Origin of the sequence: Variovorax paradoxus (assembly GCF_000834655.1) — a bacterium.
GTDB classification, from domain to species: Bacteria; Pseudomonadota; Gammaproteobacteria; order Burkholderiales; family Burkholderiaceae_C; genus Variovorax; species Variovorax paradoxus_F.
Map to the genome: position 1 here is coordinate 96,247 of NZ_JXQQ01000007.1, position 14,740 is coordinate 110,986.

At 66.8% G+C, this 14,740-nt stretch carries 15 protein-coding genes; 9 read left to right on the forward strand and 6 right to left on the reverse strand.

Translation table 11 applies throughout. The annotated features are described in order from the left end of the window. The first annotated feature begins 58 nt into the window (after positions 1–58). From ilvB to RT97_RS02345, 3 genes are all read left to right on the forward strand, one after another. Positions 59–1,840 carry a biosynthetic-type acetolactate synthase large subunit gene (ilvB, locus tag RT97_RS02335; protein ID WP_042577173.1) on the forward strand — a complete coding sequence of 594 codons (1,782 nt, stop codon included), beginning with the start codon at positions 59–61 and terminating at the stop codon, positions 1,838–1,840. Between the two features lie 424 nt (positions 1,841–2,264). Beyond that, positions 2,265–2,843, forward strand: a complete 579-nt coding sequence (locus RT97_RS02340; protein ID WP_042577174.1) for a TetR/AcrR family transcriptional regulator — start codon at positions 2,265–2,267, stop codon at positions 2,841–2,843. Between the two features lie 93 nt (positions 2,844–2,936). Continuing rightward, positions 2,937–3,677: a 3-oxoacyl-ACP reductase family protein gene (locus RT97_RS02345; protein ID WP_042577175.1), complete on the forward strand. Its 741-nt coding sequence runs from the start codon at positions 2,937–2,939 to the stop codon at positions 3,675–3,677. Between the two features lie 24 nt (positions 3,678–3,701). Here the strand turns inward: RT97_RS02345 and RT97_RS02350 are convergent, their stop codons facing one another. The 3 genes from RT97_RS02350 to RT97_RS31990 all read right to left on the reverse strand — a co-directional run bounded on the left by RT97_RS02350 (position 3,702) and on the right by RT97_RS31990 (position 6,348). Next, a complete protein-coding gene (locus RT97_RS02350; RefSeq protein WP_080898144.1) occupies positions 3,702–4,715 on the reverse strand; it encodes an alpha/beta fold hydrolase in 1,014 nt (337 codons plus the stop codon). Between the two features lie 116 nt (positions 4,716–4,831). Beyond that, positions 4,832–5,308 (reverse strand): MarR family winged helix-turn-helix transcriptional regulator, encoded by a 477-nt coding sequence (locus RT97_RS02355; RefSeq protein ID WP_155403711.1) that lies wholly within the window; start codon positions 5,306–5,308, stop codon positions 4,832–4,834. Positions 5,309–5,373: 65 nt separating this feature from the next. Continuing rightward, positions 5,374–6,348, reverse strand: a complete 975-nt coding sequence (locus tag RT97_RS31990; RefSeq protein ID WP_052810533.1) for a helix-turn-helix domain-containing protein — start codon at positions 6,346–6,348, stop codon at positions 5,374–5,376. 127 nt (positions 6,349–6,475) lie between these two features. On the opposite strand from RT97_RS31990, the gene RT97_RS02365 reads away from it, so the two are divergent. The 3 genes from RT97_RS02365 to RT97_RS02375 all read left to right on the forward strand — a co-directional run bounded on the left by RT97_RS02365 (position 6,476) and on the right by RT97_RS02375 (position 9,051). Beyond that, entirely contained in the window at positions 6,476–6,886 is a 411-nt protein-coding gene (locus tag RT97_RS02365; protein WP_042577178.1) for a PaaI family thioesterase, read from the forward strand. Between the two features lie 96 nt (positions 6,887–6,982). Continuing rightward, the gene (locus RT97_RS02370; protein ID WP_052810534.1) at positions 6,983–7,750 is read left to right on the forward strand and encodes an aldolase; all 768 of its coding nucleotides are present in this window, start codon (positions 6,983–6,985) and stop codon (positions 7,748–7,750) included. After that, positions 7,747–9,051: an MFS transporter gene (locus RT97_RS02375; protein WP_042577180.1), complete on the forward strand. Its 1,305-nt coding sequence runs from the start codon at positions 7,747–7,749 to the stop codon at positions 9,049–9,051. The genes RT97_RS02370 and RT97_RS02375 overlap by 4 nt, the downstream gene beginning before the upstream one ends. Positions 9,052–9,087: 36 nt before the next feature. Here the strand turns inward: RT97_RS02375 and RT97_RS02380 are convergent, their stop codons facing one another. Then, positions 9,088–10,815: a hypothetical protein gene (locus RT97_RS02380; protein ID WP_080898146.1), complete on the reverse strand. Its 1,728-nt coding sequence runs from the start codon at positions 10,813–10,815 to the stop codon at positions 9,088–9,090. A gap of 13 nt (positions 10,816–10,828) precedes the next feature. Next, entirely contained in the window at positions 10,829–11,308 is a 480-nt protein-coding gene (locus tag RT97_RS02385; RefSeq protein ID WP_253278110.1) for a response regulator, read from the reverse strand. A 74-nt stretch (positions 11,309–11,382) separates the two neighbouring features. Between RT97_RS02385 and RT97_RS02390 the strand changes: the two genes are divergently transcribed. The 3 genes from RT97_RS02390 to RT97_RS02400 all read left to right on the forward strand — a co-directional run bounded on the left by RT97_RS02390 (position 11,383) and on the right by RT97_RS02400 (position 13,906). Further along, the gene (locus RT97_RS02390; protein ID WP_042577183.1) at positions 11,383–11,751 is read left to right on the forward strand and encodes a response regulator; all 369 of its coding nucleotides are present in this window, start codon (positions 11,383–11,385) and stop codon (positions 11,749–11,751) included. Positions 11,752–11,851: 100 nt separating this feature from the next. Beyond that, positions 11,852–12,862 (forward strand): tRNA dihydrouridine(20/20a) synthase DusA, encoded by a 1,011-nt coding sequence (gene dusA, locus RT97_RS02395; protein ID WP_437184085.1) that lies wholly within the window; start codon positions 11,852–11,854, stop codon positions 12,860–12,862. Positions 12,863–13,120: 258 nt separating this feature from the next. After that, positions 13,121–13,906 (forward strand): IclR family transcriptional regulator, encoded by a 786-nt coding sequence (locus tag RT97_RS02400; protein WP_042577185.1) that lies wholly within the window; start codon positions 13,121–13,123, stop codon positions 13,904–13,906. 120 nt (positions 13,907–14,026) lie between these two features. Here the strand turns inward: RT97_RS02400 and RT97_RS02405 are convergent, their stop codons facing one another. After that, positions 14,027–14,683: a GntR family transcriptional regulator gene (locus RT97_RS02405; protein WP_042577186.1), complete on the reverse strand. Its 657-nt coding sequence runs from the start codon at positions 14,681–14,683 to the stop codon at positions 14,027–14,029. Positions 14,684–14,740: the final 57 nt, after the last annotated feature.

Below are 14,740 nucleotides of genomic sequence, written 5' to 3' on the forward strand. Positions count from 1 at the left end.
ATCTAAAGAGCCAAAAGAAAGATGCAAATTCTGCCTCAACAGCGGAAGAATTGACGGCATGAGATTGCTCGACATACCCCTCACGTCTTCCTTGTCCCTTCATCCCGAGGCCGCGGCGCGCGTGCGCAACGGGGCGGAGGCCCTGCTCGATACGCTGGTCGAGTGCGGCGTCGACACGATCTTCGGCTACCCGGGCGGCGCGGCGCTGCCGCTGTACGACGCGCTGCACGGCGAGCCGCGGCTGCGCCATGTGCTGGTGCGTCACGAGCAGGCCGCGGTGCATGCGGCCGAGGGTTATGCGCGCAGCACGGGGCGCGTGGGCGTGGTGCTGGTCACCTCGGGGCCGGGGGTGGGCAACACGATCACGGGGCTCTTGGATGCGATGAGCGATTCGGTGCCGGTGCTGTGCATCAGCGGGCAGGTGGCCACGGCGGTGATCGGCACGCAGGCCTTCCAGGAGAGCGATGCACTGGGCATGTCGCGCTCGGTGACCAAGTGGAACCAGCAGGTGCGTGCGGCCGACGACGTGCCGGCGCTGGTGCGGCGCGCGCTCGAAATCGCATCGACGGGCCGGCCGGGGCCGGTGCTGCTCGACGTGCCGAAGGACATCCAGCTCATGCGCCTGGGCGGCGCACCTGCACCCCTGCGCCCGCTGCGCACGAGCAGGGCGGCGCTGCCGCCCAAGGCGATGCTGCAGCGCGCGGCCGACCTGCTTTCGACCGCGCGGCGCCCGGTGCTCTATGGCGGCGGCGGGCTCATCAACTCCGGGCCCGCGGCCTGCGAGGCCTTCACGCAGCTGGTGAACCGCCTGCACGCGCCCTGCACGCTGACGCTGATGGGGCTCGGTGCCTTCCCAGCGTCCGACCCGAAGTTCATCGGCATGCTCGGCATGCACGGCAACCTGGAAGCGAACCTCGCGATGCACGAGGCCGACCTGGTGGTGTGCGTCGGCGCGCGCTTCGACGACCGCGTGACCGGCAAGCTCGACGAGTTCTGCCCGCATGCGCGAAAGATCCATATCGACATCGACCCGACGAGCATCAACAAGGTCGTGCAGGTCGATGTGCCGATGGTGGGCGACTGCGCGGCGATCCTCGATGCGGTGCTGTCGCTGCTGCCCGCCGAGGGCTTTGCGCCCGAGCGGCTCGCGCCCTGGTGGGAGCGCATCGAGCGCTGGCGTGCGGCGGAATGCCTCAAGTTCGAGCCGCGCGCGGATGCGATCCTGCCGCAGCAGTTGATGACCTCGCTGCAGCGAACCATCGGCGGCAGCGGGCGCGATGCGATCGTCTCCACCGATGTGGGCCAGCACCAGATGTGGGCCGCGCAGTACCTGCGCTTCGACAGCCCTCGCCATTGGCTCACATCGGGCGGCGCGGGCACGATGGGCTACGGCTTGCCCGCGGCCATCGGCGCGCAGGTCGGCCACCCCGATGCGCTGTGCGTGTGCGTGAGCGGCGATGCGTCGGTGCTTATGAACATCCAGGAGCTGTCGACCGCGGTGCAGCACCGCACGGCGGTGAAGCTCGTGCTCTGCAACAACGGCTACATGGGCATGGTGCGGCAGTGGCAGGAGCTGAACCACGGCAACCGCCTGAGCCACAGCTGGAACGAGGCGCTGCCGGATTTCGTGGCGCTCGCCAAGGCCTTCGGGTGGGGGGCGCGCCGCGTGTCGGACCCGGCCGAGCTCGAAGCCGCGCTGGCCGAGTGCATGGCGAGCGAAGGGCCGTTCTTTCTGGACGTGCAGGTCGCGGCGCAGGAGAACTGCTTTCCGATGATGCCCTCGGGGCATGGACATCACCGGGTGATGCTGGCGAAGGACCGGTGGTACGAGGGGGCGTGATACCCGGCTTTTCTCCCTCCCCTTCCGGGGGAGGGCATGGGTGGGGGCAAGCGGCGTTCGATGGGGCGCTGCGATGAATTGAGCGCCGTCGTGCCCCCATCCCAACCTTCCCCCGGAAGGGGAAGGAGCAAGAAGGGGGCGCGAGCTGTACACGCTCTGCAGCCGCACGTCGTTAGCCCGAATGGCATCGCGCTCCGCCCAATCGATCTCCTCTTCAACTCGCGGTACGTCGTCCTCGATCTGCCCGCGCTCGCGCGGCGCATCGATCGCGCGGATCGCGGTCGCACACGGCATCGGCCTCGCCCGGGTTCCGCCTCGATTGCGCGAAGCGCCGCGCCCAACATGGCGATGCAAGAGCTGACTGTCGGAAGGGATATCGGTAGTTCAGGACAGATAAGTACAGAATGATCTATACTCCGCGACCATGGCCCGACCCAAAGCATTCGACCGCGAAACCGCCCTGCAGGGGGCGATCCCCGTGTTCTCCGACCTCGGTTACGACGGCACCTCCACCGAGGTTTTGCTCAAGGCCATGGGCATCAGCCGCCAGAGCATGTACGACACCTTCGGCGACAAGCGAAAGCTCTACCTCGAAGCGCTGCAGTACTACGTGGCGGGCAGCGTGGCCGAGCAGATCCGCACGCTCAACGGCCCCGCCTCGGCGCTGAAGGGACTGGAGGCCATGCTGATGGCCATGGCCTGCAAGGCGAGCACAGAAGCCGAGCCCGGTTGCCTGGGCATCGGGGCGGTTTGCGAGTTCGGCCGTTCGGATGCGGAGGTTTCGCTGCTCACCGATACGGCGGGCCGGACGCTGCTGTCAGCAATCGAGCGCCGCATCGCCGAGGCGAAGTCGGCGGGCGAGATCGACAAGGGCGTGGACATGCGGGATGCCGCGCAGTTCATGGCGGCCACGCTCTCAGCGCTCAAGATTTCGGCACGCGGTGGAGCGCCCGTCGAGACGCTGCGCGGTGTGGCACGGATGGCGCTGCGAAGCCTGGCCTAGCGGGTTCGTGGAAGTAAACAGGCGCGCCCTTGCGGGCGCATTTTTTGGCTCTATTCTGGATCGATCGATCCGTTAAAAAGGAAGATTTTCATCATGTCCAAAACACTCGAAGGCAAGGTCGCATTGGTCACGGGCGGCTCGCGCGGCATCGGCGCGGCCATCGTGCGCCGGCTTGCGAACGACGGCGCGGCCGTCGCGTTCACCTACGCCGCCTCGGACGAAAAGGCCAAGGCGCGTGCGGGCGAGATCGAAGCGCAAGGCGGCAAGGCGCTGGCCATCAAGGCCGACAGCGCCGACGCGGCGGCCGTGCAGCAGGCGGTGGCGCAAGCGGCCGAGGCGTTCGGGCGGCTCGACATCCTTGTCAACAGCGCCGGCATCCTGATTGCAGGCATGGTCGATGCGTATGACCTCGCCGATTTCGACCGCATGGTGGCCGTCAATGTGCGCGCGGTGTTCGTCGCCACGCAGGCTGCCGTGCCGCACATGCGCGAGGGCGGGCGCGTCATCACCATCGGCAGCGTGACGGCGGATCGCAGTGGGTTCGCGGGTTCGTCGGTCTACAGCATGACCAAGGGGGCGGTGGCTTCGCTCTCGCGAGGCCTGGCCCGCGACCTCGGCCCGCGCGGCATCACGGTGAACGTGGTGCAGCCCGGACCGACGGCGACCGACATGTCGCCCGAGGAGGTGATCGGCGAACGCATGGGCGCGCTGATGGCGCTCGGGCGCATGGGAAAAGACGGCGAGATCGCAAGCGTGGTGGGATTTCTCGCCGGGCCCGATGCGAAGTTCGTGACGGGCGCGGCACTCACCGCGGACGGTGGGTACCTCGCCTGAAGCCGCATCGGGCGATCGAGCCGATCAGGACTTGATGAACGCCAGCAGGTCGGCGTTGAACTTGTCCTTGTGCGTGTCGGTCAGGCCATGCGGCGCGCCGGGGTAGACGATGAGCTTGTTGTTCTTCACCAGCTTGGCCGAGGCCAGGCCCGCGGCGCCGATCGGCACGATCTGGTCGTCGTCGCCGTGGACGATGAGCGTGGGCACGTCGAACTTCTTCAGGTCTTCGGTGAAGTCGGTTTCCGAGAACGCCTTGATCGAGTCGTAGGTGTTCTTGTGGCCGCCGATCATGCCCTGCGCCCACCACGAATCGATGAGGCCCTGCGACACCTTGGCGCCCGGACGGTTGAAGCCGAAGAAGGGGCCAGAGGGCACGTCCTTGTAGAACTGCGAACGGTTCGCCAGTTGCGCGGCGCGCAGGCCGTCGAACACTTCGATCGGCAGGCCGCCGGGGTTGGCCGCGGTCTTGAGCATGAGCGGCGGCACGGCCGAGATGAGGGCCGCCTTGGCCACGCGCTTGGTGCCGTGACGGCCGATGTAGCGCGCCACTTCGCCGCCGCCGGTGGAGAAGCCGACCAGCACGACGTTCTTCAGGTCCAGCGTCTCGATGACGGTGGCCAGGTCGTCGGCGTAGGTGTCCATGTCGTTGCCGTTCCAGGGCTGGCTGGAGCGGCCGTGGCCGCGGCGGTCGTGCGCGACGGTGCGATAGCCCAGCGAAGCCAGGAACAGCATCTGCGATTCCCAGCTGTCGGAATTGAGCGGCCAGCCGTGGCTGAACACGATGGGCTGGCCGGTGCTGGGACCCCAGTCCTTGAAGTAGAGCTGGGTGCCGTCCTTGGTGACGATGGTGTTGCTCATGACTTGCTTTCCTTTTGAAGAGGCGTGGACCGCGCCGTGCTTCGGCGCGGCGGTGGAAGCGGCGGATGCCGCGGTGGAGAAGCCGGTGCCCGCGAGGGCGCCGGCTGCGATGGAGGCGCTGCCGAGCAGAAGGCTGCGGCGTGTTGGCGTAGCGGTCAAGTGATTTGCGTGTGCAGGCATGGTGCGTTCTTTCGATGACGGGGTGGAGATGGCAGAAAGGAATTCGTATCGCATGGACTAATATCGCATGCGATATAAAAGGCATGAAAAAACAGGAAGGCGGATGCAACGGGCCATCACGCGTACCTGTCGAGGTTCGAGCGCAGGGCGAGCAGTTCGTCGCGCAGCTTGCCGATTTCGCCGGGCTCCAGTGCCATCGCTTCGGCCACGCAGGCGGGCAGGGCGCGCGCCTTCTTGTGCAGCGCGCGGCCCTCGGTGGTGAGGGACACGATCACCTGGCGCTCGTCGGATGCGGAGCGCACGCGCTGGATGAGGCCGCGTGTCTCGAGCCGCTTGAGCAAGGGGGTGAGGGTGGTGGTTTCGAGCGAGAGACGGCCGCAGATCTCGGAGACGTTGATGCCGTCCTTCTCCCACAGCACCAGCATGACGAGGTATTGCAGGTAGGTGAGGTCCAGGTCGTGCAGCAGGCCGCGGTACACCTTGTTGAGGCTGAGCATCGTCGAGTAGACCGCGAAGCACAGCTGCTCGTCGAGCGCCAGCGGATTGGTCCTGGCGGCTTCGACGGGTGGGGCGGCGGGGCGCTTGGAAGGCATGGGCCGGATATTAGATCGCATGCGATCTAGTTGCAAGCGATATTTACCGATGCCACGCAGGCTGCTCAACCCGGCGATCTGCGGTAAGCGCCCGGCGGCGTGCCGAAATGGCTCCTGAAGCAACGGCTGAAGTGGCTCGCATCGCCGAAGCCGTTGCGGTAGGCGATTTCCGAAACGCTCAGGTGATCGAGCCTTCGGTTCGAGAGTTCTTCCTTCGCCCGTTCGAGCCGGCGGTTCTTCAGGTAGGTGCCGTACTGCGTGCGCTGCATCTCGAAGAGCCGGTGCGTGAGCCGCTTCGAAATGCCGAGCTCCTTCGCGATTGCATCGACCGACAGTTCTGCATCACCAAGGTGCGCCTCGATGCAGGCCACGAGCCTTTGCCAACGGTCGCGCTCGAGGCGCTTGCCTTCGGCGGTTTCGTCGTCGACCGACTCGCAATACGTCGCCGCCAGCAGCGAGACGAAGGACTGTTCCGAGAAATACGCGAGCGCCGGCGAGCCCTGCACCGGGCCGGGGAACACATGGCCCATGTGCGTGCGCGCGGCTGCGGCCAGTTGCGAATCGGCATGCGAAATGGAAGGCACGAAGCGCTCGTGCAGGTCCGCATGGATGCCGAAGAAGCGCGCGGCCGGCACGCGCAGCACTACCAGCTTGCCGGGTGCGGTGAGCGTGCAGACGGAAGGCAACCGCGTGGTGCGGAAAGTGATGTCGCCCTGGCGGAACGGAATCCGCCGGCCGCCCTGGTCGATGGTGCCTTCGCCCTCGAGGGCGATCATGGCCAGCACGTCGCCCGAGCCGCTGGGCGAAGCGAGCGCGGTGTCGTGGCGCACCGCGAGCGGCGTCGAAGTGAAGCTGATCGCCAGGCCACCGCCCACGAGGCGGCAGGCTTCCAGGCTCATGCGCGGGTTGCTGTCCTGCACGCTGAGCTCGCCGGGGTAGACCAGCGAATCGAGCGCGCTGGAGTAGCCCTGCACGTCGCCCGGATAGAACGGGCGGAAGCGGGGCGCAAAGCTCAGTTCGGATGCGGTGTCGTGGTGCATGGTGGGGCTCCTGCGGTTGGCCCGCACGCTTCGTGCCAAGCGACCGCAGTCTAGGTCTCGGCCCGGCTCGCAACGATCGAGACTTTCCACTAGGCTGTGGCACCCAGGCAGATACGAGGAGGCACCGATGGCTGAAATTGCCGACATCCAGAAGCTGTTCGCCGGAATCTTTCCCGGCCTCATGGGCATCCGCATCACGGTGCTGGAGCCCGACCGCGTGGTGGCGGAAATGGAGGTGCGGCAAGACCTCTGCACGGCCGGCGGCATCCTGCACGGCGGTGCCTCGATGGCGTTTGCCGATACGCTGGGCGCGGTCGGCACGCTCGTGAACCTCTCGGGCGGCAAGCGCACCACGACCACCGATTCGAGCACCAAGTTCATCGCCGGTGCGCGCCTGGGCAGCACGGTGACGGGCACCTGCGTGGCGCTGCACCGCGGGCGCACCACGATGGTCTGGCAGACCGCGATCACGAACGCGGAGGGCAAGCTCTGCAGCGTCGTCACGCAGACGCAGCTGGTGCTCGATCCGGCGCCATAGCTCTCTTCTGTTCTGGTTGGCACGCCGGGTCAATCCGCGTGCGCTCACGCGCAAGAGCAAAACGCGCCTTGCTTCTTACATTGACCGCCACCGTCAATGCACAGGAGCCACCGCGTGAGCGATACGAGCACAACAACCCACGACGCACCGTCTTTCGACGGACTCAGCTACGGCAATTGGAGCGAGGCCGAGAAGCTCGCGCTCAGCTGCCGCATCCTTGCGAAGGAAGGGCATTCCGAAACGCTGGCCGGGCAGGTCACCGTGCGGCAGGCCGACGGCACCTTTCTCACGACGCCGCTCGCGCATGCCTTCGGCGAGATCCTCCCGCAATCGGTGATGCGCATCGACGATTCGCTGCGCGTGCTCGAAGGCCGTGGCGTGCCCAACCCGGCGGTGCGCTTTCACCTCTGGGTCTACAGGCGAAGGCCCGACGTGAACTGCGTGATGCACACGCATCCGCCGTATGTGTCAGCCCTGTCGATGACGGGCGAGCCGCTGCAGATCGCGCACATGGACGCCACGCCGTTCTTCGACGACTGCGCCTTCCTCGCGGAATGGCCCGGTCTGCCGATTGCCGACGTGGAGGGCGAGATCATCTCCGCCGCGCTGGGCCAGAAACGCTGCGTGCTGCTCGCCAACCACGGCTTTCTGGCGGCGACGCAGAGCATCGAGGAATCTCTCTACATGTCGGTGCTCATCGAGCGTGCGGCGCGCAACCAGCTGATCGCTCAGTCGGCCTATGGGCGGCTCAAGCTGGTGGACCCGGCGCTCGCGAAGGAGTCGCACGACTTCCTGCTGCAGCGAAGCATCGTCAACGCGAGCTTCGCGATGTTCGCGCGGCAGATCACGGGGGAACAGCCATGAGCAGCATTGCGTCTCCGTTGCAGGGCGCTGCCGCCGGGACAAAGCGCCAGAGCATCTGGAAGATCGGTGCCGCCACCATGGTCGGCACGGCCATCGAGGCCTTCGACTTCCTGGCCTACGGCACCGCCGCGGCGCTGGTGTTCAACAAGCTCTTCTTCCCCAACTTCGATCCGACCGTCGGCACGCTGGCCGCCTTCGGCACCTTCGCGAGCGGCATGCTGGCGCGGCCGTTGGGAGGCATCGTCTTCGGGCACTTCGGCGACCGGCTGGGCAGGAAGTCGATGCTGACGCTGAGCCTGCTGATGATGGGCATCTGCACCGTGCTCATCGGCTTGCTGCCGACCTACGAATCGATCGGCCTCTGGGCTGCCGTGCTGCTGGTGCTGCTGCGCATAGGGCAGGGGCTTTCGTTCGGCGGCGAACTCGGCGGCGCGATGCTGATGGCCGTGGAGCATGCGCCGCCCAAGTGGCGCTCGCTGGTGGGCAGCATGCCGCAGATGGGCGCACCCATCGGCGTGTTGCTGTCCTCGGGCGCCTTCGCGCTGGTGACGCAACTGCCCGAGGCGAGCTTCCTGAGCTGGGGCTGGCGGCTGCCGTTTCTTGCGAGCGCGGTGCTGATCGTGCTGGGCGTGTTCATCCGCATGAAGGTGGAGGAGTCGCCCGAGTTCATGCAGGTGAAGGTGCGCCAGAAGACCGCGGTGCTGCCGGCACGCGAAGTGGTCGTGGCGCACTGGAGGCCCTTGCTGCTGAGCATCGGCGGCAAGCTGGCCGAGGTGACGCTGATCTACACGATCCTGGTGTTCTCGATCTCGTATGCGACGAGCCGCCTCGGGTTCTCGCGGGCCGATGCGCTGCACGCGTTGATCGCCGGCTCGGTGGTCATGGTCTTCACCATTCCTGCCAGCGGATGGCTCGCCGACAAGGTGGGCGCGCGGCGGCTCTATGTGTTCGGCGGGCTGCTGCTGGCGGTGATGGCGGTGCCGCTGTTCCAGGCAATCGGCAGCGGGTCGCTCACGGCGTACACGGTGGCGATGGTGGTGGCGCTGTCGATCAACTACGCACTGATGTTCGCGCCGCAGTCGAACCTGTATGCGGCGCAGTTCCCGCCGGAGCTGCGCTACTCGGGCATCTCCATCGGCATCCAGTTCGCGGCGGCCATCGGCGGCGGGCTGGCGCCGATCATCGCGGCGACGCTGGTGGCGAAGTATTCGAGCATCGTGCCGGTGGGCATCTATGTGGCCGTGCTCGGCGTGGTCGCCGCGGTGTGCGCGTACCTGATGCGGCCGACATCGAACGAATGAACGAACGAGTGAATCGAACGGACGGACGGGCGATCGTCAGGAGTGCCCGTCCACCCGCATCTGGAAGAGGAAGTAGGGCGGGATGCAGGCGCCGCGCCCTTCGGGCTGGCCTTCGGCTTGCGCGCAGATGAAGTCGTCGCGGCAGGGCTGCTGCGCCGAGCAACTGCGCAGGTTGCCGGGCCGCGTGTGTTTGCCCAGGCATTCGCCGAAAGGCCGGTTCGCGGCCAGGCACTGGTTGAAGTCGCTGAGGATGGCGATGCCGCCGCAGGTGCCGTTCTCGTCGAGCGGATCGCAAGGGCCCGAGCACATGCCGCCCGGGAACCCGACCGAGGTTTTCTCGCACACCGAGAACACGCCCTCGCAGGCGATGCGCGGCAGCTTCTCGGCGCGGTCCAGCCACGGGTTTGCGGACTGCGTGATGCGCGTGGGCTCGCAGCTTGCGCCGACCGTGGCTTTCTCGGGCGTGGCGCTTGTGGTGCCCGGCTCGGCGAGTGGCCGGAACGGGTCGGGCTGCGGCGTCGAAGGCGCTGCGCGCACATAGGTGCTGCGGCGCGCGAGTTCGTCCTGCAGGTGCGGCGAGTGCGGCAGCGCGAGCGCATTGCCGGTCGTGAAAGTGCGCGATGCGCCGCGCCGGTCGATGCCCAGCAGATGAAAGCCCGCGACCGCGCGGCTCTGGTGACAGCCTGCGCAACTGAGGTCGTCGAGGCGGCGCAGCACGGCTTGCGGCGACTGCAGCGTGCGGCTGCCGGGAACGGCTTGCCAGTCGCTGGGTGCGTAGACCTGCGCGAACGGCCGGTTCGCAAGCCGCGCAAGTCCGTGCGGTGCGACGGAGATCGATTCGGTCGCGAGGAATTTCTCGGGAATCTGCACCGAGGCCTCGTCCAGCGCGCGCAGGTTGGCCGGTTGTTGCAGCCACTGCTGCAGTTCCTTGCGCAGCGGCGCACTGGCCTTCAGGCGCGCGACGTCGGGCGTGTTCTCGAGCGGTGCCACGTCGAAGCGCTTCGTGCCGGGGTTCCAGCGGAAGGCGCGCAGCATGTATTCGGCATGGCCACCAAGATCGGGCCGCACCGCGGAGGGCCAGCGCACGCTCTGCAGGTTGGTGGTGACCTGCGCGATGCGCGCGGGGGCAAGGCGCTGCGGCGCGAGCGGGCCGTCGGGCGACACCAGCCAGCGGCCGAGCGCCTCGTCGGGCATCGCAGCCTGCGGCGGCTGCCAGCGTCGCGCGGCGTCGGCGCAGCTGCCGTTGGCATCGGGCGCATCGCCGCGCAGTTCGACGTTGACGGTCATCGGCAAGCGCGACTGCATCGCAGCGGTGCGGTACGCGAGCCGGTACACGAGCCGCGTCTCGCCGCAGGCGCCGCCCTGGAAAGGGCGGCGGTCCATGCGGTTGGCCACGCCGACCAGTTCGAAGAAGGCGTCGCGGCTTGCAAGCCAGCGCGCGTCGAACAGCCGGTGCGGATAGCGCGAGATGCCGACACCGGCCTGTTTGTCAGTGCGCTGGATGCGCGCAAGGCTGTCTCCGAGTGGCGCGGCGATGGACTGCCATGCCGGCGAACGCATCAACGACTGGTTGGTCGCGATGCCGTCGGATGCAGGGGGAGCACCGCCGATCCAATGGGCGAAAACGGCGCCGGATCTTTCGGCGGCCTGCAGTGCAGCCGGCGAGGTGACGAGCAGCAGTGGCTCTGCCGCGTGTGTGAAAGCCGGTGCGAGCGACAGTGCGAACGCGAGCGCGAAGGGCAGGCTGTGTTTGAAGGTCGGCACGCGGCCGATTGTGTCAGCGCCGGGGCGTGATGTTCAGTGCCGCGCAGAAGTCGTAGAACGCCTCTAGCTGAAGGGATTTGTCGAAGACCGCATCGACGCCCGCGGAGAGCGCGCCCTCGCGCACCTCGGAGGTTGCGTAGTTCATCAGCACCACGGTGCGTTGCGCGGGGGACTTGTGGTCCTTCAAATACTGCGCCACGGTGAGCCCGTTGCCCTCGGCAAGGAACACGTCGATGACCGCTGCATCCCATTCGCCGGGGTTGGCCTTGAGCCAGTCGATCGCTTCGGTGGAAGTGGTTGCGGTGCCGATGACATCGCATTCGGAAAATTCTTGCAGCCCATCGGTCAGCGTCGTCGCGATCAAAGGGTTGTCTTCTATGAGGTAGATGCGGGTCATCGTTGTTGGCGAGAGGGTACGGTCCATCGGCTTGTCTCGGCCGAGGAAGCAATTGTCGGGGCGGAGGCCCGCGGCCGAGTAAGACAACGCCGCCATCTGTCGTACATCCCTGTAGGGTGGTGGCTCGCAAGTGATGCAACACGGCGGGTTGTCTGGAAAAATGCAACGCAATGACCACTGACTCGCAACCCAAGCTTCGCGTGCTGCTCGTGGAGGATGACGTCGACACCCTCGCCACCACCCTGAAACTGCTCGAGGCCCTGGGGCACTGGGCCACCGGCGTCAAGAGCGCGGAGGCCGCGATCGCGCGCTTCTTCCACGGGGCCTTCGATGTGGTGATGGTGGACATCGGCCTGCCCGCGCTGTCGGGGCATGACTTCGCCGAGCGATTGCTGCGCGATCACCACGTGCCCGTGATCTTCGTGACGGGGCAGGCACAACCGGCCGAGCCGATGGCAGGAACCACCTGGCTGCGCAAGCCCTACACCGTCGAGCAGCTGACCGAGGCGCTGGAGCGCGCGGTGGTGTCGCCCTCGTAGCCAGGCAACGGGCCGTTCCGGTGCGACGCCGGGCTACTGCATGGCCGGCCGCCAGCGGGTGGAAGAGCCCGCGTGAGAAAATCGCCGCCTTCTGCGCCCGATGTCCGGGCCGATGCCGACAACAGGATCCCGCGTTTTGGAAGAGAAGGTCATCTCCGTTGCACCCATGATGGACTGGACGGACCGTCATTGCCGGTACTTCCACCGCCTGATGTCGCGTCACGCGCTGCTCTACACCGAGATGGTGACGACCGGCGCCCTGGTTCACGGCGACGTGCCCCGGCACCTTCGCTTCAATGCCGAAGAACACCCCGTGGCGCTGCAACTCGGGGGCAGCGAGCCGGCCGACCTCGCGCATTGCGCGAAGCTCGGCCAGGAATGGGGCTACGACGAGATCAACCTCAATTGCGGCTGCCCGAGCGAGCGCGTGCAGCGCGGCGCGTTCGGGGCCTGCCTCATGAACGAGCCCCAGCTGGTCGCCGACTGCGTGAAGGCGATGGTCGATGTGGTCGACGTGCCGGTCACGGTCAAGCACCGCATCGGCATCGACAAGATCGAAAGCTACGAGTTCGTGCGCGACTTCGTGGGCCAGGTGAGCGAAGCGGGGTGCGGCACGTTCATCGTGCATGCGCGCAATGCCTGGCTGCAGGGCCTGAGCCCGAAACAGAACCGCGAGATCCCGCCCCTGCGCTACGCGCTGGTGCATCGCCTGAAGCACGACTTTCCGGCGCTGAAGTTTTCCATCAACGGCGGCATCTCCGTCAATGAGCAGGTGCACGAGCATCTGCGGTTGCTCGATGGCGTGATGGTCGGGCGCGAGGCGTATCACAACCCCTGGTGGCTCGCCGAGTGGGATGCCGAGTTCTTCGGCGCCGCGCCGCAGCCGCTCACGCGCGAAGACGTGGAATCGCTCATGTGCAACTACATGGTTCGCGAGGCCGCCGAGCACGGCACGCAGTGGTCGTCGATCGCACGTCACATGCTGGGCCTGCGCAACGGCTTGCCCGGCGCGCGGCGCTGGCGCCAAGTCTGGAGCGACCACCGCCTGAAGACGCGCCCGCCGCACGAGGTGATGGCGCTCGCGCACGAACCGGTCGCGCAGGCCGCCTGAGCCGCCTGAGCGGCCGGCCAGCGGGCCAGCGGGCCAGCGGGCCGCTTTTTCGCTTCCCCGCTCATTCGTCACATCGTCGAATTCGGTGATTTCGTGCGTTAGTTCGCTCGAATGAGCTCTTTTTAATCGCCGAATCGAGGCGTTTTACCTTCTTTTAACGGAACATGGTTCCGAAACAATGCGGCAACAGTGTGGCTCGCCCGCCCGTTTTTGCTCAAGAATAAAGAGGTCAGGGGAAACAATAAAAGAGGTTCTCACATGAGCGAAGCTGTGGGCAGCAAAGAGGAAGTGAGCGCGCTGGCACGCGGCTTGGTACTACTCAAGACCATCGGCATGGCCGCTGCACCGATGGGCAACCGGGATCTGGCCGACACGACCGGCATTCCGAAAGCGACCGTCTCGCGATTGACCGCAACGCTGGTAGGTGCCGGGTACCTGCGTCAGGCTCGCGACAGCGAGCGCTTCAGCCTCGGGCCGGCGCTCCTGGACATGAGCAGCCGGTACCTGCGCCATTTCGACCTGCGAACGATGGCGCGCCCGTATCTGACCGAGCTGTCGGAGTTCGCGGGCGCAAGCATCCACATGGGCGTGCGCGACGAGCTCGACATGCTGGTCATCGACTCGCTGCGTCCCCGCTCGGCGCTCATCAGTTCGCGCATCGAGGTGGGATCGCGCCTGTCGATCACCACTTCGGCTGCGGGCCGCGCGTACCTGGCGGCGCTGCCCGATCCGGAGCGGGACGTGCTGCTCGAGCAGATCCGCACCGAGACCGGCGAGAACTGGTCCACGGTGGCACCGCGGCTGATGGCGGGCATCGAGGAATACACGCGGCTGGGCTATTGCAGCTCCTTCGGCGAATGGCACCCGCATATCCACTCCCTGGGCTTTGCGCTGCAAGGCCCGAGCGGCGAGCGCTACGGCCTGAGCTGCGGAGGCCCGGCCTATCTGCTGCCCAAGGACGTCATGCTGGACCGCGTGGCGCCCCGCCTGCTTGACGTAGCCCGGCGGATTGCAACGGAAGCCGGCACAGTCACCCCCAACTGAACCTAAGAGAGCGCTGCCTTTTCGCGGGATACCGCGGAACCGGCTCCGCCGGGCCGCAGGTATCGCCCCCGGAAGGGGGAAGGCGAAGCGACACGAAGTGCGCGAAGCCTGGGGGCGAGCCTAATTCGCCGCTTCGAGGCCGTTCTTGAAGTGCTCGCGCATGCGCGCCATGGCAGCGGCTGCGTCGCGCGCCTCGATGGCCGCCATCACCGAGCGGTGCTCGGCCAGCGACTCGGCAATGCGTCCCGCCTTCAGCAGCGAGTTGTGGCGGTTCAGCTTCATCACCTTGCGCAGGTCGGCCACCATCTGGTCGCGCCACTTGTTGTTGGCGATGGCCAGGAGCTGCATGTGGAAGCGCTCGTTGAGCGCAAAGAAATGCTCGCGGTCTTCCTTGCCCGGCGCGGCGGCGGCTTCGAGCTCGGTGTGCAGGCGCTTCAATTCGGCACGCTCGGCATCGGTGGCGCGTTCGGCCACCACGCCGGCCGCGTCGCTCTCCAGCAGCGAGAGCAGGTGGTAGACGTCCGCCAGGTCCTGCTCCGACACCTCGGTCACGTAGGCGCCGCGGCGCAGCTTCATCGTTACCAGTCCTTCGGCGGCCAGCACCTTCAGCGCTTCGCGCAGCGGTGTGCGGCTGATGCCGTATTCCTCGGCGAGCTTGAGCTCGTCGATCCAGCTGCCGGGCTCCAGCTCGCGGCGGAAGATCCGCTGGCGCAGCAGCTCGGCCACTTCTTCGTACAGGGCGCGCGGGGTGAGCGGGGTCAGGGGGACGGCGGACATGGGCAGGAATGTACCGCAGAAAACGGGTTTGAATTAATAATTATGGATGGGTTAGAC

Coding starts and splice junctions, on each gene's coding strand:
- RT97_RS02370 (WP_052810534.1), top strand. CDS start 6,983: ATGCACAGGAGCCACCGCGTGAGCGATACGAGCACAACAACCCACGAC.
- RT97_RS02400 (WP_042577185.1), top strand. CDS start 13,121: ATGAGCGAAGCTGTGGGCAGCAAAGAGGAAGTGAGCGCGCTGGCACGC.
- ilvB (WP_042577173.1), top strand. CDS start 59: ATGAGATTGCTCGACATACCCCTCACGTCTTCCTTGTCCCTTCATCCC.
- RT97_RS02350 (WP_080898144.1), bottom strand. CDS start 4,715: ATGCCTGCACACGCAAATCACTTGACCGCTACGCCAACACGCCGCAGC.
- RT97_RS02345 (WP_042577175.1), top strand. CDS start 2,937: ATGTCCAAAACACTCGAAGGCAAGGTCGCATTGGTCACGGGCGGCTCG.
- RT97_RS02375 (WP_042577180.1), top strand. CDS start 7,747: ATGAGCAGCATTGCGTCTCCGTTGCAGGGCGCTGCCGCCGGGACAAAG.
- RT97_RS02385 (WP_253278110.1), bottom strand. CDS start 11,308: ATGGCGGCGTTGTCTTACTCGGCCGCGGGCCTCCGCCCCGACAATTGC.
- RT97_RS02340 (WP_042577174.1), top strand. CDS start 2,265: ATGGCCCGACCCAAAGCATTCGACCGCGAAACCGCCCTGCAGGGGGCG.
- RT97_RS31990 (WP_052810533.1), bottom strand. CDS start 6,348: ATGCACCACGACACCGCATCCGAACTGAGCTTTGCGCCCCGCTTCCGC.
- RT97_RS02405 (WP_042577186.1), bottom strand. CDS start 14,683: ATGTCCGCCGTCCCCCTGACCCCGCTCACCCCGCGCGCCCTGTACGAA.
- RT97_RS02355 (WP_155403711.1), bottom strand. CDS start 5,308: ATGCCTTCCAAGCGCCCCGCCGCCCCACCCGTCGAAGCCGCCAGGACC.
- RT97_RS02365 (WP_042577178.1), top strand. CDS start 6,476: ATGGCTGAAATTGCCGACATCCAGAAGCTGTTCGCCGGAATCTTTCCC.
- RT97_RS02390 (WP_042577183.1), top strand. CDS start 11,383: ATGACCACTGACTCGCAACCCAAGCTTCGCGTGCTGCTCGTGGAGGAT.
- dusA (WP_437184085.1), top strand. CDS start 11,852: ATGTCCGGGCCGATGCCGACAACAGGATCCCGCGTTTTGGAAGAGAAG.